At 55.0% G+C, this 26,890-nt stretch carries 23 protein-coding genes; 15 read left to right on the forward strand and 8 right to left on the reverse strand.

What is annotated here, in order from left to right:
• Window positions 1–10 precede the first annotated feature (10 nt).
• Window positions 11–2,059 carry an ATP-binding protein gene (locus M9H61_RS01545; protein WP_250282985.1) on the reverse strand — a complete coding sequence of 683 codons (2,049 nt, stop codon included), beginning with the start codon at window positions 2,057–2,059 and terminating at the stop codon, window positions 11–13.
• Window positions 2,060–2,298: 239 nt separating this feature from the next.
• Here M9H61_RS01545 and M9H61_RS01550 point away from each other — a divergent pair, with 239 nt between their 5' ends.
• Both M9H61_RS01550 and M9H61_RS01555 read left to right on the forward strand, forming a co-directional pair.
• Entirely contained in the window at window positions 2,299–3,306 is a 1,008-nt protein-coding gene (locus M9H61_RS01550) for a mitochondrial fission ELM1 family protein (RefSeq protein ID WP_250282987.1), read from the forward strand.
• Between the two features lie 65 nt (window positions 3,307–3,371).
• Window positions 3,372–4,322 carry an EamA family transporter gene (locus M9H61_RS01555; protein ID WP_250282990.1) on the forward strand — a complete coding sequence of 317 codons (951 nt, stop codon included), beginning with the start codon at window positions 3,372–3,374 and terminating at the stop codon, window positions 4,320–4,322.
• Here the strand turns inward: M9H61_RS01555 and M9H61_RS01560 are convergent.
• A complete protein-coding gene (locus tag M9H61_RS01560; protein ID WP_250282992.1) occupies window positions 4,314–5,225 on the reverse strand; it encodes a LysR family transcriptional regulator in 912 nt (303 codons plus the stop codon). The two genes, M9H61_RS01555 and M9H61_RS01560, sit on opposite strands and share 9 nt — an antisense overlap.
• 148 nt (window positions 5,226–5,373) lie before the next feature.
• Here M9H61_RS01560 and M9H61_RS01565 point away from each other — a divergent pair, with 148 nt between their 5' ends.
• Window positions 5,374–6,558, forward strand: a complete 1,185-nt coding sequence (locus M9H61_RS01565; RefSeq protein WP_206927323.1) for an MFS transporter — start codon at window positions 5,374–5,376, stop codon at window positions 6,556–6,558.
• 93 nt (window positions 6,559–6,651) lie between these two features.
• Window positions 6,652–7,476 (forward strand): aldo/keto reductase, encoded by an 825-nt coding sequence (locus M9H61_RS01570; protein WP_250282994.1) that lies wholly within the window; start codon window positions 6,652–6,654, stop codon window positions 7,474–7,476.
• Window positions 7,477–7,538: 62 nt separating this feature from the next.
• On the opposite strand, the gene hemN is transcribed toward M9H61_RS01570, so the two are convergent.
• Window positions 7,539–8,894, reverse strand: a complete 1,356-nt coding sequence (gene hemN, locus M9H61_RS01575; RefSeq protein WP_250282996.1) for an oxygen-independent coproporphyrinogen III oxidase — start codon at window positions 8,892–8,894, stop codon at window positions 7,539–7,541.
• Between the two features lie 91 nt (window positions 8,895–8,985).
• Window positions 8,986–9,414 (reverse strand): HIT family protein, encoded by a 429-nt coding sequence (locus M9H61_RS01580; protein WP_250282998.1) that lies wholly within the window; start codon window positions 9,412–9,414, stop codon window positions 8,986–8,988.
• A 191-nt stretch (window positions 9,415–9,605) separates the two neighbouring features.
• Between M9H61_RS01580 and M9H61_RS01585 the strand changes: the two genes are divergently transcribed.
• Complete coding sequence (locus M9H61_RS01585; protein ID WP_101248074.1) at window positions 9,606–10,898, forward strand: NAD(P)/FAD-dependent oxidoreductase; 1,293 nt, start codon at window positions 9,606–9,608, stop codon at window positions 10,896–10,898.
• A gap of 63 nt (window positions 10,899–10,961) precedes the next feature.
• On the opposite strand, the gene M9H61_RS01590 is transcribed toward M9H61_RS01585, so the two are convergent.
• Window positions 10,962–11,651, reverse strand: a complete 690-nt coding sequence (locus M9H61_RS01590; RefSeq protein WP_250283000.1) for an FMN-dependent NADH-azoreductase — start codon at window positions 11,649–11,651, stop codon at window positions 10,962–10,964.
• Between the two features lie 123 nt (window positions 11,652–11,774).
• Here M9H61_RS01590 and gcvA point away from each other — a divergent pair, with 123 nt between their 5' ends.
• Window positions 11,775–12,668, forward strand: a complete 894-nt coding sequence (gene gcvA / locus M9H61_RS01595; RefSeq protein ID WP_250283001.1) for a transcriptional regulator GcvA — start codon at window positions 11,775–11,777, stop codon at window positions 12,666–12,668.
• Window positions 12,669–12,749: 81 nt separating this feature from the next.
• Window positions 12,750–13,541 carry a 2-oxo-tetronate isomerase gene (otnI, locus tag M9H61_RS01600; RefSeq protein ID WP_068518149.1) on the forward strand — a complete coding sequence of 264 codons (792 nt, stop codon included), beginning with the start codon at window positions 12,750–12,752 and terminating at the stop codon, window positions 13,539–13,541.
• Between the two features lie 19 nt (window positions 13,542–13,560).
• Here otnI and M9H61_RS01605 read toward each other — a convergent pair whose 3' ends face one another.
• Window positions 13,561–14,823 (reverse strand): glycerate kinase, encoded by a 1,263-nt coding sequence (locus M9H61_RS01605; RefSeq protein ID WP_250283003.1) that lies wholly within the window; start codon window positions 14,821–14,823, stop codon window positions 13,561–13,563.
• A gap of 56 nt (window positions 14,824–14,879) precedes the next feature.
• A complete protein-coding gene (locus M9H61_RS01610) occupies window positions 14,880–15,629 on the reverse strand; it encodes a FadR/GntR family transcriptional regulator (RefSeq protein ID WP_068518147.1) in 750 nt (249 codons plus the stop codon).
• A gap of 274 nt (window positions 15,630–15,903) precedes the next feature.
• Between M9H61_RS01610 and M9H61_RS01615 the strand changes: the two genes are divergently transcribed.
• From M9H61_RS01615 to M9H61_RS01630, 4 genes are all read left to right on the forward strand, one after another.
• Window positions 15,904–16,704, forward strand: a complete 801-nt coding sequence (locus M9H61_RS01615; protein ID WP_068518146.1) for an N-formylglutamate amidohydrolase — start codon at window positions 15,904–15,906, stop codon at window positions 16,702–16,704.
• 1 nt (window position 16,705) lies between these two features.
• On the forward strand, window positions 16,706–17,875 hold the full coding sequence (locus M9H61_RS01620) for a carboxylate-amine ligase (protein WP_250283005.1): 1,170 nt from the start codon (window positions 16,706–16,708) through the stop codon (window positions 17,873–17,875).
• Window positions 17,876–17,975: 100 nt separating this feature from the next.
• On the forward strand, window positions 17,976–18,221 hold the full coding sequence (locus tag M9H61_RS01625) for a DUF2312 domain-containing protein (protein ID WP_007090950.1): 246 nt from the start codon (window positions 17,976–17,978) through the stop codon (window positions 18,219–18,221).
• Between the two features lie 76 nt (window positions 18,222–18,297).
• Window positions 18,298–18,744 (forward strand): MmcB family DNA repair protein, encoded by a 447-nt coding sequence (locus M9H61_RS01630; RefSeq protein ID WP_250283008.1) that lies wholly within the window; start codon window positions 18,298–18,300, stop codon window positions 18,742–18,744.
• Between the two features lie 57 nt (window positions 18,745–18,801).
• Here M9H61_RS01630 and M9H61_RS01635 read toward each other — a convergent pair whose 3' ends face one another.
• Window positions 18,802–22,284, reverse strand: a complete 3,483-nt coding sequence (locus tag M9H61_RS01635; protein WP_250283010.1) for an indolepyruvate ferredoxin oxidoreductase family protein — start codon at window positions 22,282–22,284, stop codon at window positions 18,802–18,804.
• 393 nt (window positions 22,285–22,677) lie between these two features.
• Between M9H61_RS01635 and M9H61_RS01640 the strand changes: the two genes are divergently transcribed.
• The 4 genes from M9H61_RS01640 to M9H61_RS01655 all read left to right on the forward strand — a co-directional run bounded on the left by M9H61_RS01640 (window position 22,678) and on the right by M9H61_RS01655 (window position 26,836).
• Entirely contained in the window at window positions 22,678–23,121 is a 444-nt protein-coding gene (locus M9H61_RS01640; protein WP_250283012.1) for a VOC family protein, read from the forward strand.
• A gap of 186 nt (window positions 23,122–23,307) precedes the next feature.
• On the forward strand, window positions 23,308–23,970 hold the full coding sequence (locus M9H61_RS01645) for a Crp/Fnr family transcriptional regulator (RefSeq protein WP_250283014.1): 663 nt from the start codon (window positions 23,308–23,310) through the stop codon (window positions 23,968–23,970).
• A 164-nt stretch (window positions 23,971–24,134) separates the two neighbouring features.
• Window positions 24,135–25,019 (forward strand): MBL fold metallo-hydrolase, encoded by an 885-nt coding sequence (locus M9H61_RS01650; RefSeq protein ID WP_082817751.1) that lies wholly within the window; start codon window positions 24,135–24,137, stop codon window positions 25,017–25,019.
• Window positions 25,020–25,063: 44 nt separating this feature from the next.
• Window positions 25,064–26,836, forward strand: a complete 1,773-nt coding sequence (locus tag M9H61_RS01655; RefSeq protein WP_250283016.1) for a SulP family inorganic anion transporter — start codon at window positions 25,064–25,066, stop codon at window positions 26,834–26,836.
• Window positions 26,837–26,890: the final 54 nt, after the last annotated feature.

The following is a 26,890-nucleotide window of genomic DNA, read 5'->3' on the forward strand; positions in this document are numbered from 1 at the left end:
GGAAACCCGGTCACAGGTCGGCCTGATCGCTGTGCATATTAAGCACGGTCGTGGTTTGGCCGAAGTTTCTATCAGGCCCGGCGATTGCCGTCGAGAGGCTGTTTTCCGCTGTATCCTCGCCAATGCCTTCGTGGCGCAACTCGATGATAAAGGAGGATCCGCCATTTGGGCGGTTTTCCGCACGGATAGTCCCGCCAAAGCTTCGGATGATGCCATAACAGATCGAAAGTCCCAGCCCCAGGCCGTCACCAAACGGTTTGGTGGTAAAGAACGGATCAAACAGTTTTGGCAGGTTTTCGGGCAGAATGCCGTGGCCATTATCATTGACCTTTACCAGAACGCGGTCTTCGCGTTCGGTGATTGAAATTTCGATTTTCGGGTCACTGATATTCTGGCAGGCATCGGCAGCATTGTTGATCAGGTTGATGAAAACCTGTGTCAGCTGATTGGCCTCGGCGATGACCGGGCGCACATGTTCATCATGGCTCAGCGCAATGTCGGTAACGCCGGCCCGACCGGTTTCAAGCACCAGGTCAATCGCCGTCTGCACCTGTTTGGGAACATCAACCGGGTGGTTGTCCTGTTCCGGGCGTCTGGAAAACGTTTTAAGGTTGTTGGTAATCCGCCCCATGCGGTCGGTCAGTTCCGAAATGCGTTGCAGGTTGCGGGTCGCTGTTTCCTCGTTGCCGCGTGCGATGAATTTAAGGGCGTTTTCCGCATAGCTGCGAATGGCGGTCAGCGGCTGGTTTATTTCATGCGCGATCCCGGCCGACATCTGGCCAAGGGCGGCAAGTTTACTGGTCTGGACCAGTTCGGCCTGTGCTGATCGCAGGGCATCTTCGGTGCGCGAACGTTCGGTAATTTCCTGGGCCAGGCGCAAATTGGTGCTCATCAGGTCGGCGGTGCGCAGGCGGACTTGTCGTTCCAGTTCGCGTTGCGACCAGTCCCGGATTTCAAGCTGTTCCAGCATCGCGCGCCGGCGCTGCAAAATGATAAAGACAAGGCCGGTGAAAATGATATGCGCAGCCCCGCCCATCAACCCTGCACTGATCACGGAACGATCAAGCGATGACTTGTCGGTCAACAGATACATTCGCCATCCCTGAACAGGAAGCGTGCTTCCTGTCACCAGATAGGTCGTCCTGGCCGGTTCGGGTTTTCCCGATGCGCTATCACCTGATGGCGTGTTTGCGACGCCGCGTGCACGCGGGGCAGGGGCATTCTGGTCGGTATTGCGATCCCCAGCGCTGCGTGGTGTTCCCCCCAGTGACAACACGCCAAGATCATCATCGGACGGCCAATGCCCCGAAAGCAACGGCATCGGCGCAAGCGGGTAATCCCCATATTTGCGCGACGCGATAATTCGCGGGCGGTCCTTGGCCGCCAGACCACCAAGATCGCGAAAACGCCATTCGGGATGGGATGCAATGATCACGATGCCGTTTTCATCGGTGACCAGCACGCTTTCACTGCCGCGTGCCCAGCGCTGGACAAGTGTTTCAAGGTGGGTTTTGACCACCACGGCGCCTTCAAACGTGGTGCCGTCCGGACGCACAGGATGCGAAATATAATAGCCCGGCACGTTTGATGTGATGCCAAATGCGAAATAATGGCCGGTCAGCCCGGCCTGGGCTTGTTGAAAATAGGGACGGAATGAAAAGTTGCGCCCGATAAAGGATGCCTGACTGTTCCAGTTGCTGGCGGCAATGGTCGTGCCGTTCTGATCCATGAAATAGATGTCGGACGCGCCGCTGTCGGCTGCCAGCTTTTCAAGATAGACATTGACCGCCGCCGCATTGGCCGGGTCGGCAAACAATGCAAGATCAAGAATACGTTTGTCAGATGCCAGCGTGATCGGCAGATATTCGTGTTCCTTGATCGCACCCTGAAGGTTGGACCGGTACAGTTCCAGTTTGTTGCGGCCGTCTTCGGTGATGTCGACAAGTTTGGTCTCGCGCCAGAATTCCGTGACCATCCAGACCGTAATGGGCAACAAGGCAAGCAAGACGCACAGGACAATGCGCGATGTTCTTTTGACGGAAACGGATGTCCCAAGCATTCTGTCCACACTTCACTGACGGTTAAAACCCACCCTAAAGAATAGGTGGGTGGGCGCAGATTAAATTACAAAACTGTTTCGAAGCCCAGCGCCAATTTCATAACCCGGCGTCGGTGCTTGATAAAGCCGTGATCTGACGCTACCAATCATGCCAGACCATCGACGCATGCAGGATTAGCGACTATGATCTTCGGGGCCGCAATCCAATAACAATAATCAAATCAGGAAAGTCTCCCTGAATGTCCGAACAAGATACGCATCTGATCTGGGTTCTGGCCGATGACCGTGCGGGAAACATCAATCAGGCAATCGGTGTGGCCGAAGCACTGGCGCAACCCTTCAAACGTGTTGATATCGGATATACAAAACTGGCGCGCCTGCCCAATATCATTCGCGGGGCGAGTTTGATCGGGGTTGATGTGCCCTCGCGCATGCGTCTGGTGGCACCCTGGCCTGATCTGGTGATTTCGGCCGGACGTCGAACCGCACCGGTGGCAAGATGGATCAAAAAACAAAGCCGCGGCCACACCCGCATTTGTCAGATCATGCGCCCCGATAGTGGTGAAAGTGCATTTGATCTGATTGCTGTTCCGGCCCATGACCGGATGGCGCTTCGTGAAAACATCCTAGAAATTCCGGGCGCGCCGCACCGTGTTACAGAAACGCGTCTTCTGATCGAAGCTGATACCTGGCGTCCTCATTTCAAAGGATTGCCGGCGCCGCGTTTTGCCGTGATCGTGGGGGGCAGCACAAAGAAAACCACCTTTACCCGTGATATGGCCGATGAACTGATTTCGCGTGCGATTGAGGCTGCCCGCGCGGTGGATGGCAGTTTGTTGGTGACGACCAGTCGGCGCACCGGGCCGGAGAACGAAGAACTGATCGCCGAACGTCTCGCTGCGTCGGGGCTTGGCTATCATCTCCATGACTGGACGTCGCAGGATGAAAATCCCTATTTCGGGTATCTGGCCCTGGCCGATGTGCTGATTGTTACCGGGGATTCCGTTTCCATGTGTTGCGAGGCCGCGGCCGCGCCGGGCGGGGTGTATATCTATGCCCCTGACGGACTGGCATCCGAGCGCCATCAACGATTACACCAGTCACTTTATGACGGCGACTATGCCCGGCCGATGCAAACCGGGACCGAACTTGTGCCGTTCCGCCATCCGTCCTTGCAGCCAGCCCGTCTGGTTGCGCAAAGATGTCTGGAACTTCTTCGCGCAACAGAACATCAGGATTCCATATAACGCCTTGATTCTTCTATGGCCATAAGGTCTATTCGGGGTGCCCCGAACAGTCAGGATGTCTGCGAATGCCCGCCGCCAACGCCAATTCGTCCCCGACACGCCAGAATGGTGCGCCCGCACTTTTTCCCCGCCACGTTGCGGTGATGGTGCTTGCGCTTGTGGCATGCAGCTTTGCCGGAAATCATGTTGCCGCCCGACTGGCATTTGAAAACGGCACGGGGCTTTTGCTGGCGGTTTTGTGCCGGTCCGGCGTTGCCTTGCTGATCCTGATTTCGATCGTGACTTTCCAGCATCATTCCATTCGTCTGCCCAAGCGGCTCGGGCGCTGGCAAGTATTGCTGGGGGTGATGATCACGGTGCAAAGCCTGTGTCTTTATTCCGCGGTTGCCCGCGTGCCGGTGGCACTGGCGTTGCTGACGGCCAACACATTTCCGATCATTCTGGCTCTTTTGACCTGGGGATTGGGCGGGGCACGCCCGACCTTAAAGTCGGCAGCATTGATGCTTTTCATACTTTCGGGGCTTGTTCTGGCGCTTGATCTTCCGGGAATTCTCGGCGGCGGGGTGACGGTTACCGATGAATGGTGGCTTGGCATTGCCTTTGCGCTGACGGCGGCAACGGCGCTGTCGGTTGCGTTTTGGGTGACCGATCACAAGCTGGCGGCACTGAACGGTTCAGTGCGTTCAATGTTCACCATGCTGGTGGTGTTTGTCGCCATGATCTTTGCCGGATTGGGCGATGTGTTGCCGGGCGGAATGGCCTTGCCACAGGCCGGACCAGGCTGGATCGGGCTTACCGTTCTGGTGGCCCTTTATGGCAGTGCCTTTTCGGTTCTGTTCATCACTGTGCCGCGTCTGGATATGGCGCGCAATGCGTCGGTGATGAATGTTGAACCGATTGCCACATTGTTGTTTGGTTGGGTGATCCTTGATCAGATGATCAGCCCGATCCAGATGGTGGGCGGGTTGATCGTGGTCAGCGGGATTGTGATCCTGACCCTGCGCAAGTCATCGTGACGGGCTTTTGCGCACACAATCGACAACAAAGTCTATAAAGGCCCGGATGCGTGTCGCCAGATGGTCGTGACCGGCCCAAACGGCATGAACGGTTTCAATGTCGTCTTTGGTCCAGTCGGCCAGGATTTCCACCAGATCCCCTTTTTCAAGCGCATTATGGACGTGGAAATTGCCAATGCGTGCAATGCCGATACCGGCCAAACACATCGATTTGACCAATGGGCCATTATTGCCAAGAAAGTCACCGGTGATCGTCTGATCGAACTGGCGTCCGGTTTGCGGATCGGTAAACGGCCAGAAATTGCGTCCCTTGATAAAATTGAAACGCAGGCAATTGTGATCGGCAAGGTCGGCAGGCGTTTGCGGGACCCCGAACTGTTCGAGATAGGCCGGGGATGCGACGATCTTGCGTTTGGTTTCAAGAAGCTTGCGCGCCATCAAACTGGAATCCGGAAGCCCGCCGGAACGGATGGCGATATCGGCCCGTTCTTCAAGCAGATCAACAATGCCGTCTGTCTGGGTCAGTTCCAATTCGATATCGGGATATTGCCGCAAAAAGCCGGGCAGGTAGGGGATGATAAAGACCTGGGCAAAGGCCACGGATGCATTGATGCTCAGTTTGCCGCGCGGGGCTGCCTGACCGCCACCACCAATCAGGCGTTCGGTTTCATCAATCTGGTCAAGGATGGTACGGGCGCGGCGCAAATACATCTCGCCTTCGGGGGTAAGCTGCAATTGCCGTGTCGAACGGACAAGAAGTCTGGTGCCAAGCCGGTCTTCGATCCGTGTGACCAGCTTGCTGACAGCGGAAGGCGACATGTGCAAATCCCGCCCGGCTTGTGAAAAGCTGCCATGTTCGATGACCTTGATAAAGGTCTCCATTTCGCCCGCACGGTTGTCCAATGCATCCTCGTCTTTGAATTGAATTCAAATATGGTTGTCGCGCAATCCGGATTATCGCGCAAGGTTTTGATTGGCATAGTCACACCAAATTCCGGGGAAAACCCGATGAAACCTGTTTATCCGCGCTAAGTGCGGAAGGAGAATTTGAATGCCACTTGCCTTGTTTGCGTTGACCATCGCGGCCTATGCGATCGGAACAACGGAGTTTGTGGTTGTCGGCCTGTTGCCGACAGTTGCAAGCGATCTTGATGTGACCTTGCCGATGGCGGGGCTGATTGTCAGTGTTTATGCCCTTGGGGTGACTTTTGGTGCCCCGGTCCTGACGGCGTTGACCGGGCGCATGAACCGTAAATCCCTGATGTTGGGGCTTATGGGCCTGTTCATCATTGGCAACGGTGTTGCCGCGCTAAGCCCGAGTTATGAATTGCTTCTGGTTGCGCGGGTGATTTCGGCCTTTGCCCATGGTGTATTCTTCTCGGTCGGGGCGACCATTGCTGCCGATCTGGTTCCGGAAGACCGCCGGGCATCGGCGATTGCCATGATGTTCATGGGGCTGACCGTTGCCATTGTGACCGGTGTGCCGCTTGGCACCTTTATCGGGCAGATGTTTGGCTGGCGCGCGACCTTCTGGGGTGTTGCGCTGCTTGGTGTGATTTCCTTTGCCGGGATTGCGTTGCTGTTGCCGGGCAACCTCAAACGCGGTGAAACGGCCGGTCTTGGTGATCAGGTGCGGGTGCTTGGCAGTTCGCGGTTGCTGATTGTGTATGGCATGACAGCCCTGGGCTATGGGGGCACATTCGTGGCCTTTACCTATCTGTCGGCGATCTTGCAGGAAATTACCGGTTTTACCGAATCTTCGGTCAGTCTGATCCTGATCTTTTACGGTGTGGCGATTGCGATCGGTAATATTGCCGGGGGCAAACTTGCCAATCGAAACCCGGTGCGCGCCCTGACCGTTCTGTTCGTGCTTCAGGCTGCGGTGCTGGTGCTGTTCAGCTTTACCGCGATTTCACCGGTTGCGACTATTGTGACCCTTGGTGCGCTTGGCTTCCTGCAATTTGCCAATGTTCCGGGCTTGCAGCTTTATGTCGTGAAGCTTGCCAAACAACACCGGCCGGGTGGGGTTGATGTTGCATCCGCGCTCAATATTGCGGCCTTCAATCTTGGCATTGCGCTGGGCGCATGGATTGGCGGGCATGTTGTGGCATCCGGACTTGGACTGGCGGCAACACCGTGGATCGGGGCGATTCTTGTGGTTCTTGCCCTTGGCCTGACCGTGCTGAGCGGGTCGCTTGACCGTCGCGACGTTGCCCGTTTGCAACCGGCTGAATGATCGGCCTTTCCCAAAGAATTTTCATCGGGTCCGGAACGAAACCATCCGCGGGATGTTTCGCAGACAGACCCATAATCAACGAGGTTTGAAAACATGTTTGATGTAACGACAAATGGTGCCACCATCCCGGCACTGGGATTTGGGACATTTCGCATTTCCGAAGATGACGTGAAGCGGATTGTGCCCAAGGCACTGGAAACCGGTTTTCGTCATATCGATACCGCCCAGATCTATGAGAACGAAGCAGCCGTTGGCGAAGCCATCGAACTGTCATCCGTCCCGCGTCAGGATATTTTCCTGACGACCAAGGTCTGGGTGTCGAACTACCGCCATGATGATTTCATCGCATCGGTTGATGAAAGCCTGAAAAAGCTGCGCACCGACTATGTCGATCTGTTGTTGCTGCATTGGCCGAACAAGGATGTGCCACTTGCCGAACAGATTGGCGCGCTGAACGAAGTACGCAAAGCCGGCAAGGTGCGCCATATCGGTGTCAGCAACTTTAACACCGCCCTGATGAACGAAGCAGTGGCCTTGTCCGATGCGCCGATCGTCACCAACCAGATCGAATATCATCCCTTCATCGATCAGTCGGTGGTCATGGAAACCGCGAACAAGCTTGACATGTCTTTGACAAGCTATTTTGCGATGGCCGATGGCAAGGTGTTTGAAAACGATACCCTTAAGGCGATTGCCGCAGACCAGGGCAAATCCGTGGCCCAGATCGTGTTGCGCTGGGTGATTGAACAAAACAACGTCATCGCCCTGTCAAAAACCGTCGGGGAAAAGCGCCTGGTTGAGAATTTCGATATCTTTGATTTCGAACTGACCGGTGAACAGATGCAGGCCATCCATGACCTTGCCGATGAAAACGGCCGGATCGTAAGCCCGGACGGGCTGGCCCCGGACTGGGATTGATCACAAGGCACCATTCAACGAAAAAGGGGCCAAATGGCCCCTTTTTTTACGCGAATGTGCGGTCAGACAGCCTGTGAATGGCGCCCATGCGCAGGGTCAAGATAGGTATCAAAGGCCGCACAGATCGCACGTACCAACGGGCGCCCGGTTTCGGTCAAGATAATGTTATGGCCGTTAACTTTGACGATATTGTCCGCACTCATTGCGTCGATGCGATCAAGTTCCGGGCGGAACCGGTCGGCTGATGTCTGAAAGCGGGCGCATATATCATCAAGATCGACCGAAAGATTGCACATCAATTCGTTGATGATTTCGCGGCGCAGCTTGTCTTCGCCGCTTAATGCCACGCCTTTTTCAATCGCACACATTCCGGCCTCGACACTGCGTTGCCAGCGCGCCAGTGCCGGATCATTTTGTGCATATCCTTGTGGCAGCGACGAAATCGCCGATGGACCAAACCCGATCAGGGCTTCGGCCCGATCAGTTGTGTAACCCTGAAAATTGCGGTGCAATTCACCATTGCGAAGTGCAACAGCCATGCTGTCGGCTTCATGGGCGAAATGATCAAGCCCGATGGCGATATATCCATGGGCCGATAGCCGGTTCTGGATTTCTTCATACTGTGCCCAGCGTTCCTGTGTGTCGGGCAGAACTTCGGTCGGGATCAGTTGCTGGTGCTTTTTCATCCATGGCACATGGGCATATCCGAAAACCGACAGCCGGTCAGGGCGCAGCGAAACGGTCTGATCAACCGTGTCACGTAATGTATCAATCGTCTGATGGGGCAGGCCATACATCAGATCGACATTGATGCCCGTAATCCCGCGATCCCGAAGCCCGTTAATCACATCACGGACCAGATCAATGCTTTGAATGCGGTTGACTGCCCGTTGGACGTCGTCATGAAAATCCTGAATACCGATGCTTGCACGGTTAAAGCCGCATTCGACCATGGCATCCATGAAGTCGGTCGTTGCGGTGCGCGGATCCATTTCAATGGCAATTTCGGCATCAGGCAACAGATCCAGCCGGCTGCTGATCGCAGCCATGATCGTGCGCAGGTCATCGGCCTTTAAGATGGTGGGGCTGCCGCCGCCGAAATGGATATGGGAAACGACAAATCGCTGACCCTTTGGCAGCTTGCCAAGCGTGCTTTCAATTTCACCAAGCAGGGCCCCGACATAGCTGGTGACCGGCTTGTAATGTTTGGTGATCTTGGTGTTGCATCCGCAGAACCAGCACATTTCTTCGCAATAGGGAACATGCAGATACAGCGACAGCGGCTGTGCGGGGTCAAGTTCCCCAAGCCAGCCTTCAAACACGGTGCCGTTGATCCCGGCATGGAAATGGGGGGCTGTCGGATAGCTGGTGTAACGCGGCAGTCGCAGATCGTATTTTTCGTAAAGAGCCAGCTGCATGACGGATATCCCGATTAATTCGTTCTATCCGTCTTTTGCATCATTCCAATCTGCGCTGCCTTGATGTGCGTCAAGCAAAGAGCATCGATGATCAAAGATGCTTGAAGGCCGAAATCAGATCTGCGCGCAATGCCGCAAGCCGGTCACGCCCGGCTTCCTCGTCATAGGGTTCGGCCGTGCCAACGCCCCAGATCGGCCCGGGCCATGCCGGGTCATCCTTGAACCGTCCGACAACATGACAATGAAGTTGCGGCACCATATTGCCCAGCATCGCGACATTTGTCTTATGCGCATCAAACCGGCGTTTGATCACCTGTGAAACAGCGGCGGCTTCATTGCCCAGCGTGATGCGGTCCTCTGGGCTCAGATCATCGTAATTAACAAGATCAGGGCGCTTGGGCACAAGGATCAACCAGGGATAACGCGCATCATTCATCAACAACACATGCGAAAGCGGGCCGTCGGTAACCAGCGTTGTATCGGCGGCAAGTTGGGGATGAAGCGAAAAGGCGTTGTTCATGTGGGCCTCTATCTTGATGACAACAGACCGTTCTTATAACGGCAAGGTGCCTGCTTGTCTTGGGTTGCGTGTGCCGTTGATCACATTGGATTTCTTGCGCTTTCCCGATATTGTCACTAGGTCCTGATCCAGGCTTTCGCCTGGGACCGGGCCATGCCCGGCCGGTTATGGACAAAACGGAGTATGCCAGCATGTCCGATCAGAAACGTGTGGTCATTGTCGGGGCCGGATTTGGCGGAATGAGTGCCGCCAAAAAACTGGCGGGCAAGAATGTCGAAGTCGTTCTGATTGACAAGCGCAATCATCACCTGTTTCAGCCCCTGTTATATCAGGTCGCCACAGCCGACCTTTCGCCTGCTGAAATCGCCTGGCCAACCCGAAGCATCTTCAGCCACGCACCGAATGTTTCGGTTTTCATGGGCGAGGTCACCGGGATCGATTTGGCCGGGCAACGTGTTTTGTCCGGGGATCATCATCTTGAATATGATTATCTGATCCTGGCGACCGGTGCGGTCACATCCTATTTCGGCAATGACCATTGGGCTTCTTTGGCGCCGGGGCTCAAAAACATTACCGAGGCCACCGACATCCGTAAAAACCTGCTTTTGGCGTTTGAACGCGCCGAAAACAGCGAGGATGAAGAACAGAAACGCCGTCTTCTCAATTTCGTTGTCGTGGGCGGTGGCCCGACCGGGGTCGAAATGGCCGGTGCAATTGCCGAACTGGCGAAAAAGGCCCTGACCGACGACTTTCGCCGGATTGATCCGCGTGATGCCCGTATCATTCTGGTCGAAGGCAGCGACCGGCTTCTTGGCGCATTTCCGCGCAGCCTGTCGGAATATACCCATCAATCCCTTGAAAGTCTTGGCGTTGAAGTCCGTCTTGGCAGTCCGGTTTCCGACATCACCGAACAGGGGGTTAAGATCGGTGACGAATTTATCCCGGCAGCCAATGTGATCTGGGGGGCCGGGGTTCAGGTGCCCGATCTTAAGGACTGGGTACAGAAACCCGCTGATCGTGGCGGGCGAATTATTGTTGAACCCGATCTTTCCGTGCCGGGCCATCAGAATGTTTTTGTCATCGGTGATGCGGCCCATGTGCCCTGGCGGGATGGCCTGACGGTTCCGGGAATTGCCCCGGCAGCCAAGCAACAGGGCAAGTATGTTGCGCGTCGTATTCTCGATCTGATGGATGGGCGATCAACACCGGCATTCAAATACAGCCATGCCGGTAATCTGGCGACGATCGGACGCCACCGTGCGGTGATTGACCTTAACGGATTCAAGCTGAAAGGCTGGCTTGCCTGGTGGTTCTGGGGGCTTGCGCATATTTACTTCCTGATCGGTATTCGGGCCCCGGCACTGGTCATGGTGCAATGGGTCTGGAGCTACCTTTTTCGCAAAAAAGGCGCGCGTCTGATTACCGGGTTGGACAAGGACAATGCCCGTGCGGTCGTGCCACCTGCCAAACAGAAAGCCGGATGATCCGGCACAGCGCCCCTTGTGAACGGACCGGGCAGGGCGATCAACCGTGCCCGGTCGCGCGTTTCAGGCGTCATTTTTGGTCGCGTGTTTTTGGATCAGTTTTTCGGCAATTGCGATTGTCTCGGCCTCGGCCAGTGCGATCGACTTTTGGGTGCGGTCATCACCGAACTCGTCATATTCAATCGCGGTTCCGTATTGATCCGTGATGCCGATATATTCAAGCGGGGTAAAAATCCCGCCTTCGACAAAGTTCAGATGCGCGACCCGACCACCCGCGTCATAACCGTAATCGCCACGCGATGACAAAACGACAATCGATTTGCCGTCCGTCACCATCGGCCAATAGGGAACGCCTTCGCGGGACCGGTCAAAGCCGAATGTTTTGCCGACACGCACAATGTTGTCGACCCATGCCTTCATCTGGGCGGGCATGCCGAAATTATACATCGGAACGCCCGCGACAATAATATCGGCACCCAAAAGTTCTTCGACCAAAAGGTCACTTTCACGAAGAACGTCATGCATCCAGTCTTCGCGATCATCGGGTTTGGTAAACGCTGCATGGACCCAGTCGCCTGTGACCGGTGCGGGCGGATTTGCACCGACATCACGATAAATGATCTCGTCATTGGGCCGCGCGGAACGCCAATGTTCGATGAATTTGGCGCTCAGACGGCGGCTGTGGGATCCGTGCGGTTTCTGATCGGATCGGCCGGGGCGGGCGCTGCTGTCGATATGAAGAATTCTGGTCATCGCGGTCTCCGTTCTTGATGAAATCACTTCATCTGTGATCATGTGATGACCAAGACTTGCCTTGTTTTGATGCCTCGGGCAAAATCGAATTCATCATGTTATAGATGAGTTAAATTCATCCATATGTCTTTACCGCCCCTTGCTGCCTTGCGCGCGTTCGAAGCCGCTGCGCGTCATCAAAGCTTTAAAAAAGCTGCTGGCGAGATTGCCGTAACACCAACGGCAATCAGCCATCAGATACGCCTTCTGGAAGAAACGCTGGGTGTGCGTCTGTTTGATCGCAAACCACGCCAGGTCGTATTGACCCAGGCCGGTCAGGAACTGTACCCGGTGCTGCGCGACGGTTTTGTATCCTTTGCCAATGCGGTTGATGCCATTCGCCATCGCAAGACATCGCGTGGTTTGACGGTTTCGGTTCTTCCGTCTTTTGCCGCCAAATGGCTGTTGCCCCGTTTGCCGGATTTTCAGAAACGCCATCCTGATATTCATCTGCGTCTTCATACCTCGGCTGCGGCAGTTGATCTTGCCAGCGGGGTGGTGGATGCCGCGATCAGATACGGGCGTGGTCCATATCCGGGGCTTGTTGCCCAAACGATGTTTCGTGAAACCTTTGCCCCGCTTTGCAGCCCGATGTTGGGCATTCAAAGCGGTGATGATCTTTGCAATGCGACCTTGCTGCATCTTGATTGGCTTAGTCCCGATGACGTGACGCCGACTTGGGAACGCTGGGCAGCGGCAAACGGGATCAAGGGGCTTAAAACATCGGGGGGCATCAGTTTTTCCGATGATACCCACGCCATTCAGGCGGCAATTGCCGGGCAGGGTGTGGTCCTTGCCAGTCCGGCGATGGCACGCGATGAACTTGATGCCGGTCTTCTGATCATGCCCTTTGATCAGCATCTGGACGGTCATCAGTATCATTTCCTGCATACCGGACGCGGCACCAACCGGGCAGAGGTCGATGCATTCGCCGACTGGATTTCAAACCAGGTTGCCCAATTGCCAACCGCATCCTGAAAATCCGCTGATTGATCATTGACCTGATCAGGCAGTTGGGAAACCATACGTGCCCGTTTCCATTCACCCGTCAGGTGCGATATGCCACGTTTTGCCGCCAATCTTTCGTTTCTGTTTGCCGATCTTCCGTTTGAAAAACGATTTGCGGCGGCGGCCGATGCGGGATTTGTCGGGGTTGAATATATCGGTGCCTATGACATGCCGTTATCGACGGTCAAATCACTGCTGACCGATAACGGCCTTGAACAGGTCTTGTTCAATCTTCCCGCCGGCAACTGGGAAGCCGGTGACCGAGGTCTTGCCTGTCGTCCGGGACGCGAAGACGAATTTCGCGATTCCGTGGTCAAGGCGCTTGATTACGCGGCCGCAACCGGCTGCAAGATGCTTCATTGCATGGCAGGTGTGATGGGGGAAAACGAAAATTCCGGCGAACTGGCGCGTCTTTATTGCGACAACCTGCTTTATGCCGCCGACCTTGCCGATCAGGCCGGGGTCGATATCCTGATCGAACCGATCAATCCGGTTGATATGCCGGGATATCTTTTGAATTCCGTCGAACAGGCCGCCGTGATCCTTGAACAGCTGGGTCATCCGCGCCTGAAGCTGCAATTTGATATCTATCACGCACAAATTGTCGGCGGGAATATCGCAGCCCGCCTGGACAAGCATCTTGATCGCATTGCCCATGTGCAGGTTGCCGGCGCGCCGGGCCGTCATGAACCTGATAGCGGGGAACTGAACTATCCGTTCCTGTTCTATATGCTTGATCGCATTGGCTATGACGGCTGGATCGGTTGCGAATACAAGCCGCATGGCAAAACCGAAGACGGGCTTGGCTGGGTTCGGCCATGGATGCCAAAACCCGGTGCCTGAGCCCGTCTTGTCAGGCTGGCTATTCGATCAGAATGGCCCGGAAGTCGTTGACATTGGTTAATGTCGGGCCGGTAATGATCAGATCATCAATCCGTGCAAAGGCGCTATAGGCATCGTTATTGGCAAGATATTGCCGCAAATCAACACCGGCTTTCTGTGCCTTTTGCCAGCTTGTCCCATCCATGATCGCACCGGCATTGTCTTCGCTGCCGTCAATGCCGTCGGTGTCAATGGCGATGGCGCTGAACCCCGGCTGATCGCGCAACTGGATCAGAAGCGACAGCAAAAATTCGCTGTTGCGTCCGCCGCGTCCGCCTTTGCTTCGTACTGTTACCGTTGTTTCCCCACCCGAAAGCAGGACACAGGGCTTGGCGGCCGGTTGCCCGTGATTGGCGACCTGATGGGCGATACCGGCATGCATGATGGCGACCTCGCGCGATTCCCCTTCGATTGCATCGCCAAGGATCACCGGGTTCAGACCCATTTTGCGGGCCACTTCTGCGGCGGCTTCAAGGCTGTCTTGCGGGCGTGACAGCATCACGGTCTCATGCCCGTCAAAGCAGGGATCATCGGGTTTGACCGTTTCATCATCGGCACTGCGCAAAAGTTTTTCGGCGGCCGCGGGAATGTCGATCTGGTAATGGCGGATGATATCAAGCGCGTCCTGACCCGATGTCGGGTCGGCAACGGTCGGTCCCGATGCAATGATCGCCGGATCGTCGCCGGGCACATCCGAAACCAGATAGGTAATCATGCGGGCCGGTGCGGCGGCCTTGGCAAGGCGTCCGCCCTTGATCGCCGAAAGATGTTTGCGCACGCAATTCATTTCCGAAATGGTCGCGCCACTGCGCAGCAATGCCTTGTTGATCGATTGCTTGTCATCAAGGGTCAGTCCCGGACCGGGCAGGGCAAGCAGGGCCGACCCGCCGCCCGAAATCATGCAGACCACCAGATCATCAGGGCCCGCCGATTGAACGATTTCAAGAATGCGTTTCGCGGCTTCTTCGCCCGCAGCATCCGGCACAGGGTGCGATGCCTCGACGATTTCAATCTTCTCACAGGGAACAGCGTGGCCATAACGTGTGACAACAAGTCCTTCAAGATCGGCTTTCCATTCCTGCTCAAAGGCGCGCGCCATGTTGGCCGATGCCTTGCCAGCACCAATAACAATGGTTTTTCCTTTTGGCGGGGATGGCATGTTGCGGGGGATCTGAACACCGGGATCAGCCGCCTTAAGGGCCGCATCCATCAAAGCCAGAAGTTTCTCGCGAGACGTCGTCATATCGGGGTTCCCTGAATGTATTTTATGATGTTTTCGGCCTTGTTTCGGGGTGGCGATCAGGTCGCCTGTTTGTCCGAAGCCGTTTTAAAGAAATCAAGCACCGCCTGAAGGTGATTGGACATTGCCTTTTCGGCGGCATCCGGGTCACGGGCGGCGATTGCTTCGATGATGTCGCGATGGTGGTCCTGAACCATACGGTCAAAGGACGGGCCGCTCATTGAATTGAAACGGATTTCAGTAAGGGCAGCCTGCAACACGTCATGAAGCATCTTCATCACGTGATAATAAATGATCGACCCGGTGGCACGTCCGATCATCATATGGAGACGATGGTCATCATCGGCGCGATATTTGGCCGCACGTCGCGGGTCATGGGCCTGACGGAAGGCCAGTCGCAACAGTTTGATATCCTCGTCACTGGCATTGATCGCCGCACGCCGTGCCGCCCATGTTTCAAGCGTGCAGCGAATTTCCTGCAAATCGCGCAGGTTATTTATCGAATCGCGCACAAGATCGGTCATCGCCGTATCCATATCGATCCCGGTCGATGACAGGATTTCGGTGCCGCCCCCCTGAACCGCGCGCAAATAGCCGCGGGTCTTAAGTTTTTGCAGGGCCGCACGCACCGAAACCCGGCTGACTTTCATGCTTTCGGCAAGCTGACGTTCACCGGGCAGGCGGTCCCCGGGCAGGAAGATACCATCGGCAATCTTTTCAAGAATTTGATCAGCAACCTGATCGGCAATCCGTTTGGGACGTTTGGCGTCCTGGTTGTCGGATGCCGGGCTTGATTTGGCAGACGGCATGTTGGGTTTACTCCAATCGTGTTCTTCGGCGCCAACGCAGGTGAATATCGGGTTCTGACCATAATGGTCATACCACTTTACGGGATGTTGCGGGCCGACGCAAAGCGTCGATGTGTGAAGTGATGCGATATTGCAGGGCTATCTTGTCTCTTGGGCGATAAATTGATAGTTCAACAAGTGCCTGAACGATTGCCAGTACCGTTTTCACCCTGTCTGGAACTGTTCAGCCTGACCAGCCACCTTTACCCAAAATACTGACTTCAGGAGAATACGCGTGTCTCACCATGCAGGGGCCCTGTTGGGCCAAGATGATCCGGCCCCGTTTGAAGTTCTCAACGAAAATGGCAAAGGGCATTCGCTTTTTGTTTGCGACCATGCATCGCGCGCTATTCCCAAAAGTCTCGGCACCCTTGGCCTGCCCGAAGAGGAACGCAAACGTCATATCGGTTGGGATATCGGTGCGCGCAAAGTGACCGAAATTCTGGTTGAACGGTTCGATTGCCCGGCTGTTCTTGGCGGGTATTCCCGTTTGGTGATTGATTGCAACCGTCAACTTTGGGATCCGACCGGCATGCCGGAAATCGCCGATCAGACGGTTGTTCCGGGTAACAAGAATGTCTCGCCGACCGAACATATGAAACGCATCCGCGAGATTTTCCTGCCCTATCACGGTGCCATCGAAGAACGCATTGCCAATTTCCACGCGCATAAAATCGTCCCGGCCCTGATTGCGATCCACAGCTTCACCCCGGTGTTCCAGGGCTTTGAACGCCCGTGGGAAATCGGTGTTTTGTGGGATCAGGATGATCGTATTCCGGTACCGCTTCTGGCTAAGCTGCGTGAACAGAATCCCGATCTGACTATTGGTGATAACGAACCCTATTCCGGGCAACACATGGCCGATTACACCATTGACCATCACGGCGAAGCCGGCGGGCTTCCCTGTGTGTCGATTGAAATCCGTCAGGATCTGATTGATACTGACGAAGGTTGCGAGAAATGGGCAAAGATCCTTGGCGATGCCTTTGTCGATATTCTTGCCGACCCGAACCTTTACAAGATTCGGAGAGACTGATTTGGTTGGGTCCAGTGCGCGCGAACCGGGATTTTCCATCGGGATCGAAGAAGAATTCTGGCTTGTTGATCGCCAAAGCCGCGATCTTGCCAAGGACCCGCCCGCCGATTTCCTGAAAGACGCCAAGGCAGAACTTGGCGATCAGGTTTCCAGCGAATTCATGCGTTGTCAGATCGAAACCGGAAGCACGGTCTGCAACAGTGCGGCCGAGGCCCGTGCGCAACTTGTCCATATGCGTTCCACCCTGTCCGGGGTGGCTGCGAAATATGACATGGCGCTGCTTGCGGCCTCGACCCATCCGTTTGCGCAATGGGACAGTCAGAAACATACTGACGGTGAACGCTACAACACGATTGCGCGTGATCTGCGTACCGTGGTTGATCGTTTGCTGATTTGCGGGATGCATGTCCATATCGGGATCGAGGACGATGATCTTCGGATCGAATTGATGGCGCAGGCAAGTTACTTCCTGCCCCATCTTTTGGCGCTGACGACAAGCTCCCCGTTCTGGCGGGGCAGGGATACCGGCCTTCAGACTTTCCGGCTTTCGGTGTTTGACAACCTGCCGCGCACAGGCCTTCCGGAAGTTTTCGGGTCATGGGCGGAATATCGTCGCCATGTCGATATGCTGATCCAGGCAGGCGTGATCGAAGATGGCACCAAGCTTTGGTGGGATTTGCGTCCCTCTGATCGCTGGCCGACGCTTGAAATGCGCATTGCCGATGTTTGTACCGATCTGGAAGATGCGATTTGCGTGGCATCGATTACCCGTTGTGTGATGCGGATGCTGTATCGTTTGCGGCGCAATAATCAGCGCTGGCGCATTTATTCGAACATGCTGGTGCGCGAAAACCGCTGGCGGGCCTGCCGATATGGCAGTGATGCCGGGGACAAGGCGGGACTGATTGATTTCGGGCGCGGGGAAATCGTACCCTATGCCGATCTGGTCGAGGAAATCCTTGAACTGATCCGCCCTGATGCTGAATATTTCGGCTGTGTTGCCGAGGTCGAACATGCCCGCGAAATCATCCATCGCGGCACCAGTGCACGCCGTCAGCGCGAGATCTACAATGCCGCCATCGAACGCGGGGCCAGTGTCAATGATGCCTTGCTGGCGGTGGCTGATTGTCTGATCGAACGAACCGTGCCGGGATCAGGCAATCTGTCCTGATGGCACTTGTCAGCGGCCAGTGCATTGAGTATCGTCGCGCCGCATTGAAAATTTCGCGCACCGGGTATCCGCTGTGCAATCCATCATCGGAGAAGAATTGATGACCGAAGTCGGTGGTATCGCAGCCGATCAGCTTGCGAGCTATGTTGAGCGTATCGAACGTCTCGAAGAAGAAAAGGCCAACCTGATGGCCGACATCAAGGAAGTCTATGGCGAAGCCAAGGCCCTTGGCTATGATGTGAAAATCCTGCGCCAGATCATCCGTCTGCGCAAAATGGAAGATCACGAGCGCACCGAACAGGAAGAAATCCTCGAAGTTTACAAACGCGCACTGGGAATGAGCTGACAGTTCCTGTCAGGAGACATTCACGATTCCGAGAAGCCCGCTTTCGAGCGGGCTTTTGTTTTTGTAGGATTTCGTCATGGAAACGCAAACCCGTCCCCAAATCACCGCCGAAGTCACCAATGGTGTCTGTCGGCTTTTGTATCATCATCAGATGTCCTGTCTGACCGAGCTTCGGTTGGGGAATGGTCGTCGGCTGGATGTTTTGGCATTGGGGGCCAAGGGGGAATTGTGGGCAGTCGAAGTCAAATCCTCGGTCGAGGATTTCCGGGCTGATCAGAAATGGCAAAGCTATCTTGATTATTGTGACCGCTTTTTCTTTGCCGTGCCGATGGATTTTCCGCGCGATCTGATCCCTGATGATGTCGGGTTGATTGTCGCAGATCGATTTGAAGCCGCGATCATTCGCCAATGTGAGGAATCCTCACTTTCGGCAGCAAGGCGCAAAAAGCTTTTGATTTCGTTTGGTCAAACGGCGGCGACCCGTCTTCAGGGTGGGGGCAATGACGCGGTGTTTGTGACCTGAGCGGCATAAACAAAAGGCCCCGGAGAATACCCGGGGCCTTTTGTCGATTGCAGGGATTTACTCCGCTGCCTTGAGGTGCTCTGGCGGGTTGCGGAACTGTTCGATCAGTTCGGCTTCGCGTTTCTTTACCTTGGCGATATTGGCGTCCTTGACATGTCCATAACCGCGAATTTGTTCCGGAAGCGCCAGCAATGCGTTGGCAATGCGGAAGTTATCCGAAGTCAGGCCGTCGATAACTTCTGTAACAAGCTTCTCGTAATCGGCAATCAGCTGGCGTTCCATCTTGCGTTCATGGGTACGGCCAAACGGATCAAGCGATGATCCGCGCAGGAATTTGAATTTCGCAAGTATGCGGAAAACACTCATCATCCAGGGGCCATATGTCGATTTTTTCAGCTGACCGCTTTCCGGGTCCTGGGTCGCAATGGCCGGCGGGGCAAGGTGGAAGTTGATCTTGTAATCACCGGTAAAGTTTTTCGCCAGTTTGGCAAGGAACCTTGGATCGGTGTAAAGACGCGCGACTTCGTATTCGTCCTTATAAGCCATCAGTTTGAAGTAATATTTGGCAACCGTGCGTGACAATTCATCACCACCACCAAGCCGCTTTTCTGCAGCAGAAACCTTGTCAACCAGCGCAACAAAGCGATCCGCATAAGCAGCATTCTGATAGTCGGTCAGGAAGGCCCGACGTTTGGCAACGATGTCGGAAAGGTCGGTTGCGATCGGATGGGCTTCGGCTTCGTTCGGGCCGACCACATCAATTACCCGTTTGGGATCGTGAGCATAAAGGCGGCCCCAGTGGAAGGACTGCTTGTTCATGTCCACACCAACACCATTAAGCTCGATCGCCTGCATCAGGGCTTCTTCGCTGATCGGGATCAGACCGCGCTGCCAGGCAACACCCAGCATGAACAGGTTGGTCGCAATTGAATTGCCCATCAGGCGGGTTGCAATGTCACTGCCTTCGACAAAATGCACCGCATCCGCCCCACACGCATCATTGATGACTTTCATATGCTCGTTGGTCTTGAGCTGGAAGTCCGGATTGCGGGTAAAGGCACCGGTGACGGTTTCATGGGTGTTGATCACCGCCTGTGTGAAGTTGCGGCGCATCTTGGCAAGGCCTTCGTAACTTGCCGCAACCAGAAGATCACAGCCCAGAACCACATTGGCTTCACCGGCCGGAATGCGGGCAGCATGCAGTTTGTTCTGGTCATTGGCAAAGCGGATATGACTGACAACCGCACCGCCTTTTTGCGCCAGACCCGCCATATCAAGCCCGACAATACCTTTGCCTTCGATATGGGCTGCCATGCCAAGCAACGCGCCAATGGTCACAACACCCGTACCCCCAACCCCGGTGATCAGAACCGACCACGGATCATCAATATCGGGCAGGGTCGGACGTGGCAGGCTGGCAAATACCGCATCACCTGATTTATCGCCCTTGGCCGCGGCTTCGGGTTTGCGCAATGATCCGCCTTCAATGGTGACAAAGCTTGGGCAGAAACCATTCAGACAGGAGAAATCCTTGTTGCAGGCCGACTGGTCAATCGCACGTTTGCGGCCAAATTCGGTTTCGACCGGCACAACCGCAAGGCAGTTGGACTTTTCACCGCAATCGCCACAGCCTTCGCAAACCAGATCATTGATGAAAACGCGCTTGGGCGGATCGACCATCAGTTTGCGTTTGCGACGACGGCGTTTTTCCGCAGCACAGGTCTGATCAAAGATCAGTATCGAAACACCTTCGATTTCACGCAGTTCTTTTTGGGTATTATCAAGCTCATCGCGGTGGCGAATATCAACACCCGGCGCAAAGTCCGATCCCATCGGATATTTGTCAGGTTCGTCCGACAGGACGATGATGCGTTTTGCACCCTCGTCATACATTTGCCGGGTGATTTGCGGTACGGTCAGCGGACCGTCAACCGGCTGTCCGCCTGTCATGGCGACCGCATCGTTAAACAGAATCTTGTAGGTAATATTCACACCCGACGCGACGGCGGCCCGCACGGCCAAAGACCCGGAATGGTAATAGGTCCCATCGCCCAAATTCTGGAATACATGCTTTTCATTGGTAAAGGGTGCCTGACCGATCCAGGTCACGCCTTCGCCGCCCATATGGGTAAAGGTTTCGGTCGAACGGTCCATCCAGTTGACCATGTAATGGCACCCGATACCGGCCATCGCACGGCTTCCTTCGGGAACCTTGGTCGAACTGTTATGCGGACACCCCGGGCAGAACCACGGAATGCGGGCCACATCCGGGCGTGGTTCGGCGATTTCCTTTTCCTTTTCGGCAAGCCAGTCGATGCGTTCATGAATGGCCGGACTGTCATAGAACCGCTTGATGCGTTCGGCCAGAACCACGGCAATACGTGCCGGGGTCAGTTCATCCATCGATGGCAGTATCCATTCGCCTTTTTCATCGAATTTGCCGATCACAGTCGGGCGGACATCTTCGCGCCAGTTATAAAGCTGTTCCTTGACCTGGTTTTCCATCACCGCGCGCTTTTCCTCGACAACGATGATTTCTTCCAGACCCATGGCGAATTCACGCACATCGTCGCGGTTGAGCGGCCAGCTCATCCCGACCTTGAGAACCTTGATGCCGATCTTTGCGGCGTCTTCCTCGGAAATGCCAAGGTCGTCAAACGCCTGCATGACATCAAGATATGCCTTGCCGGTGGTAATGATGCCAAGCCGCGCATTCGGGCTGTCGATCACGGTTTTATTGAGCTTGTTGGCACGCGCATATGCCAGCGCGGCATACAGCTTGTACTTCATCAGGCGGTGTTCCTGTTCCTTTGGCGTATCGGGCCAACGGATATGAAGCCCGCCTTCGGGCATGACAAAATCGGTCGGGATAACGGGCGTGATGCGGTCCGGGGCAACATCAACCGCGGCCGAGCTTTCGACCGTTTCGGCAATGGTTTTCATCGCCACCCAGCACCCGGAATAGCGGCTCATGGCCCAGCCATGAATACCGAAATCAAGAATATCCTGCACACCTGACGGGTTCAGCACCGGGATCTGTGCGTCAATAAACGCATATTCGGTCTGGTGGGGCAGGGTGGATGATTTGCACGAATGGTCATCCCCGGCCAGAACCAGAACACCGCCATGTTTGGATGTGCCGGCATGGTTGGCATGTTTGAACACGTCACCGGACCGGTCAACACCCGGGCCCTTGCCGTACCACATGCCAAAGACGCCATCATATTTGGCGTCCTTGTACATATTGACCTGCTGGCTGCCCCAGACGACGGTTGCGGCAAGGTCTTCGTTTACTCCGGCCTGAAATTCGATCTGTTGTTTGGTCAGGAACTTCTTGGCCCGCCAAAGCTGCTGATCCAGTCCGCCCAGCGGCGATCCGCGATATCCCGAAATACAGCCTGCCGTATTCAACCCGGCGCGCGCGTCAAGCTGGCGCTGCATCAGGGGCAGGCGCACCAGGGCCTGAATGCCTGTCAGGTAAACCCGACCCTCTTCCAGGGTATATTTGTCGTCCAGACTGATTGCCGCCAATTGTGCCATGACCGGTCTCCCTTGGGATCTCTCTGATATTCGGGTCATTCGGGTCTTACGCACTGCATTTTATTATATGGGATGTGGTGCAGTGTTTCGGTATGACCTGTTCTCTCATTCATTCGGGTCGGTTTGCGGGACCATCACCGAATACAAGAATGGTAATGAATACTGACCTTTTTTCAAAATGAACTCGCATCGCAATGCGTAAAACGCCCGATTGCATCGGTTGACGTTGGGTCAACTTATTATTTACTTATTCCGGTACCGATTTACGCGCAATATAATTGCGTCTCTGTTGCGATGCGATATTCGAGCGATGATCGAGTCTGTCTTCTGGCCGGGAAAAACAATGTGTTATGGTCAGACAGATTTTAATGCAGCAATCAGTGGGGGCATAAGATGGAACAGCGTGTTTCGCTGATTACCTTGGGCGTTGCCGATCTGGATCGTTCGCGCCGGTTCTATGAAAACGGCCTTGGCTGGAAAATGACCGAAATGGTCGAAGGGCAGGTTGTGTTTTACCAACTGTCCAATGGTCTTGCCCTTGGCCTGTTCGGGCGTGATGCGCTTAAGGAAGACGGCAAGTTCGATGATGATACAGGCGCCAGCTTTGCCGGTCTGACCCTGGCCTTTAACGCGCGCAGCGAAGAAGAAGTCGATCATGTCATGGCCGAGGCCGAGAAAGCCGGGGCCAAAATCCAGAAGCCGGCCGAAAAGGTTTTCTGGGGCGGGTATTCCGGATATTTCCGCGACCCGGATGGGCATGCCTGGGAGGTTGCCTTTAACCCGTTCTGGGAAATCGATGATCGTGGCAATCTGATCATCCCGACCAACAAGGAATGATCAGATTTTACGGGCGCCCCCGTATCCGGTTGCCGTAAGGGCGGAAACTGGCCGCGGGTTCCGGGGCTGCCCACCATCCCCCGGATTTCAGATCAGTGCTTTGGGCTTGCATTTGCGGGGCCAAGAAGACAAAACACAAAAGGTTTTTGTTGTTTTGAATGGCGCGGGAAACAGACAGGATAAAATATGTCGCACGCAGACTGGATCATGCAGTTTCCCGGATTGTCGCGTTTGTCGACAGAGCTTCGCCAATATCTGACCGATAACAGCCGGGTTATTGATATTCCGGTCGATACCGTGATCTTTGGCCCGGGAAAGCCACCCGAACAGTTATTGTTGCTGCTAAGTGGTACGGTGCGGGTTCAGAAAACATCTGAAACCGGGCGTGAAATTGTTCTGTATCGTGTGCATGCCGGTGAAAGCTGTGTGTTAACCACAGCCTGTCTGATGGCATATGAAGATTATTCCGCCGAAGGCATCGCAGAAACCGGGTTGCAGGCGGTGGCCATTCCCCGTGATGTGTTTGATCGCATGGTTGCGGATTCACCGGAATTTCGCCAGTTCGTCTTTATGGCCTATTCGCGCCGCATGACCGATCTGTTTGCAGTGGTCGAAGAAATCGCGTTTCGCAGGCTTGATATCCGGCTGGCGCAAAAGCTGATCGAATTGTCATCCGAACAGCAAACCATCCAGACAACCCACCAAAAACTTGCAGGCGAGCTTGGCACCGCACGCGAAGTCATTTCCCGCCAGCTTGCCGAATTCCAGCGTCGGGGCTGGATCGAACAGGCGCGCGGAGTCATCCATATTCTTGACCGTGATCAGATCAAGGCGTTGGCTAAACAGTAAAGGCACCTGCTTTCAGGCTTCTGTTTCATCAATAAAATCAAAAAATTATAATATTTGAATGTGTTTGGTGACTTGGTCACAGACGCGCTTCACCATGACTGGGTAGGATGATCTCAACAGTGTTTAACGGCGCCGGATCTGTGCGCCTGACCGAAGGAGATACCATGTCCCCGTATCCGGTAAATATGTCTGTAAAGCCAGACGTTCGCGCATTCTTTGACGACGCAACCAACACCATCAGCTATGTGGTCAAGGACCCGGAAAGTAACGCCTGTGCCGTGGTCGATTCCGTCATGGATATCGACTATGCCGCTGGCCGCATCAGTTTTGATCACGCAGACGCCATCATCAAGGACATTCGCGAACGCGAACTTGATCTGCAATGGATCATTGAAACCCATGTTCATGCCGATCACCTGTCTGCGGCCCCCTATATCCAGCAACAGCTGGGCGGAAAGCTGGGCATCGGGGCCAATATCCGGGTTGTTCAGGAAACCTTTGGCAAGATCTTCAACGAAGGGACCGAGTTCCAGCGTGATGGCAGCCAGTTCGACAAGCTGTTTGAAGATGGCGATACCTATCAGGTTGGATCCATGACCTGCTTTGCGATCTTTACCCCGGGCCATACGCCGGCCTGCATGGTGCATGTCATGGGGGATGCTGCCTTTGTCGGCGATACGCTGTTCATGCCTGATGGCGGTTCGGCGCGCGCCGATTTCCCGGGCGGGGATGCCGGTGTTTTGTATGACAGCATTCAAAAGGTGCTGTCACTGCCCGACGAGATGCGCCTGTTCATGTGCCATGACTATGGACCCAATGGCCGTGACATCCGTTGGGAAACCACGGTTGGCGACGAACGCCGGTTCAACATTCATGTTGGCGCGGGCAAGACGCGCGAAGAATTCATCAAATTCCGCACTGAACGTGACGCACAGCTTGATATGCCGCGTCTGATCCTGCCATCGCTGCAGGTCAATATGCGTGCGGGCCAACTGCCCAAGGATCAAAGCGGTCGCCTGATGCTCAAGGTTCCCCTGAACGGGTTGTAAGGCTGCGCCTTGAACCTGTGCAATATGATCGAAAGTTGCCAAACATGACCTTGCCGCGTCTTGGGAAATATATCCCTGTCCTTGACTGGGGCCGCAGCTATGACCGGACTGCGTTCGGCAATGATATGGTTGCCGCCATCATTGTGACGATCATGCTGATCCCGCAATCGCTGGCCTATGCGCTTCTGGCGGGATTGCCGCCGGAAGCCGGGCTTTACGCATCGATTGTCCCGATCATTCTTTATGCTATTTTCGGCACAAGCCGCGCATTGGCCGTCGGGCCGGTGGCCGTGGTTTCGCTGATGACGGCCGCGGCGATCGGCAATGTGGCCGAGACAGGTACGATGGGCTATGCGTTGGCGGCCCTTACACTTGCGGCGCTTTCCGGGGCGATCCTGCTTGCGATGGGGGTGTTCAAGCTTGGTTTCCTGGCCAACTTTCTGTCCCATCCGGTGATTGCCGGATTTATCACCGCATCGGGCATTCTGATTGCGACAAGCCAGATCAGGCACATTCTGGGTGTGGATGCCGGCGGGCATAATCTTTGGGAAATGGTGACATCCCTTGTTGTGCATCTTCCGCAAACCAATCCGATGACCCTGTTGATTGGCGGGCTTGCAACGCTGTTTCTGTTCTGGGTGCGCAAGGGGCTTAAACCCGCCTTGCACAAGATCGGCATAGGGCCACGACTTGCCGATGTCGTGACAAAGGCCGGACCGGTTGCCGCGGTCATGGTGACGACATTTGCGGTTTGGCAGTTTCATTTGGCCGATGGTGGCGTCAAAATTGTCGGCGACGTGCCCCAAAGTCTGCCGCCGCTGACCATGCCCGATTTTTCGGTCGGACTGGTGTCGGATTTGCTGGTGCCGGCCATTCTGATTTCTGTAATCGGATTTGTTGAATCGATCTCGGTCGCGCAAACCTTGGCGGCCAAGCGCCGCCAGCGCATCAACCCGGATCAGGAACTTATCGGCCTTGGTGCGGCAAATATCGGGGCGGCCTTTACCGGTGGCTATCCGGTGACCGGTGGCTTTGCCCGTTCGGTTGTCAATTTTGATGCTGGTGCGCAAACCCCGGCGGCCGGTGCCTTTACCGCAATTGGTTTGGCGATCGCGGCCATTGCCCTTACGCCGCTTGTCTATTTCCTGCCCAAGGCAACGCTTGCCGCCACGATCATTGTGGCCGTGCTGTCGCTGGTCGATTTTTCGATCCTTAAAACCAGCTGGCAATATTCAAAGGCCGATTTCGTCGCGGTGCTGGCAACGATCCTTTTGACGCTGGGCTTCGGTGTTGAAGTCGGGGTGACGTCGGGTGTCGTGCTGTCGATCGGGTTGTTCCTGTATAAAACGTCACGGCCCCATATTGCGGAAGTCGGACTGGTGCCAAGCACCCAGCATTTCCGCAACATCAAACGTCATAAGGTGATTACCGATCCATCGATCCTGACGATCCGCATTGACGAAAGCCTCTATTTCGCCAATGCCCGCTTTCTTGAAGATTACATCTTTGATCGTGTGGTCGGGGATGACCGGCTCAGGCATGTCATTCTGATGTGTTCGGCCATCAACGAGATTGATCTGAGCGCACTGGAATCGCTTGAAGCCATCAATCACCGGCTTGATGAAATGGGTATTGCCCTGCATCTGTCAGAAGTCAAAGGCCCGGTGATGGACCGTCTGAAATGCGCCCATTTTCTTGATGATCTGACCGGAAGGGTTTTTCTGTCGCAATATGACGCCATGCGCGAGCTGCTTGGCAAATTATCGGTGTCTGATGTGATTGACACGAATGACAATTCATCTGCCAAAACCGGCTGAAAAGAAAAAAAGCCCGGCAAATCCAATGCCGGGCCTTTTCGCAATTCAGGATGT

This window comes from Thalassospira sp. GO-4 (assembly GCF_023588965.1).
GTDB lineage: Bacteria > Pseudomonadota > Alphaproteobacteria > Rhodospirillales > Thalassospiraceae > Thalassospira > Thalassospira povalilytica.

Coding starts and splice junctions, on each gene's coding strand:
- M9H61_RS01545 (WP_250282985.1), bottom strand. CDS start 2,059: ATGCTTGGGACATCCGTTTCCGTCAAAAGAACATCGCGCATTGTCCTG.
- M9H61_RS01550 (WP_250282987.1), top strand. CDS start 2,299: ATGTCCGAACAAGATACGCATCTGATCTGGGTTCTGGCCGATGACCGT.
- M9H61_RS01555 (WP_250282990.1), top strand. CDS start 3,372: ATGCCCGCCGCCAACGCCAATTCGTCCCCGACACGCCAGAATGGTGCG.
- M9H61_RS01565 (WP_206927323.1), top strand. CDS start 5,374: ATGCCACTTGCCTTGTTTGCGTTGACCATCGCGGCCTATGCGATCGGA.
- M9H61_RS01570 (WP_250282994.1), top strand. CDS start 6,652: ATGTTTGATGTAACGACAAATGGTGCCACCATCCCGGCACTGGGATTT.
- hemN (WP_250282996.1), bottom strand. CDS start 8,894: ATGCAGCTGGCTCTTTACGAAAAATACGATCTGCGACTGCCGCGTTAC.
- M9H61_RS01580 (WP_250282998.1), bottom strand. CDS start 9,414: ATGAACAACGCCTTTTCGCTTCATCCCCAACTTGCCGCCGATACAACG.
- M9H61_RS01585 (WP_101248074.1), top strand. CDS start 9,606: ATGTCCGATCAGAAACGTGTGGTCATTGTCGGGGCCGGATTTGGCGGA.
- M9H61_RS01590 (WP_250283000.1), bottom strand. CDS start 11,651: ATGACCAGAATTCTTCATATCGACAGCAGCGCCCGCCCCGGCCGATCC.
- gcvA (WP_250283001.1), top strand. CDS start 11,775: ATGTCTTTACCGCCCCTTGCTGCCTTGCGCGCGTTCGAAGCCGCTGCG.
- otnI (WP_068518149.1), top strand. CDS start 12,750: ATGCCACGTTTTGCCGCCAATCTTTCGTTTCTGTTTGCCGATCTTCCG.
- M9H61_RS01605 (WP_250283003.1), bottom strand. CDS start 14,823: ATGACGACGTCTCGCGAGAAACTTCTGGCTTTGATGGATGCGGCCCTT.
- M9H61_RS01610 (WP_068518147.1), bottom strand. CDS start 15,629: ATGCCGTCTGCCAAATCAAGCCCGGCATCCGACAACCAGGACGCCAAA.
- M9H61_RS01625 (WP_007090950.1), top strand. CDS start 17,976: ATGACCGAAGTCGGTGGTATCGCAGCCGATCAGCTTGCGAGCTATGTT.
- M9H61_RS01630 (WP_250283008.1), top strand. CDS start 18,298: ATGGAAACGCAAACCCGTCCCCAAATCACCGCCGAAGTCACCAATGGT.
- M9H61_RS01635 (WP_250283010.1), bottom strand. CDS start 22,284: ATGGCACAATTGGCGGCAATCAGTCTGGACGACAAATATACCCTGGAA.
- M9H61_RS01640 (WP_250283012.1), top strand. CDS start 22,678: ATGGAACAGCGTGTTTCGCTGATTACCTTGGGCGTTGCCGATCTGGAT.
- M9H61_RS01645 (WP_250283014.1), top strand. CDS start 23,308: ATGTCGCACGCAGACTGGATCATGCAGTTTCCCGGATTGTCGCGTTTG.
- M9H61_RS01650 (WP_082817751.1), top strand. CDS start 24,135: ATGTCCCCGTATCCGGTAAATATGTCTGTAAAGCCAGACGTTCGCGCA.
- M9H61_RS01655 (WP_250283016.1), top strand. CDS start 25,064: ATGACCTTGCCGCGTCTTGGGAAATATATCCCTGTCCTTGACTGGGGC.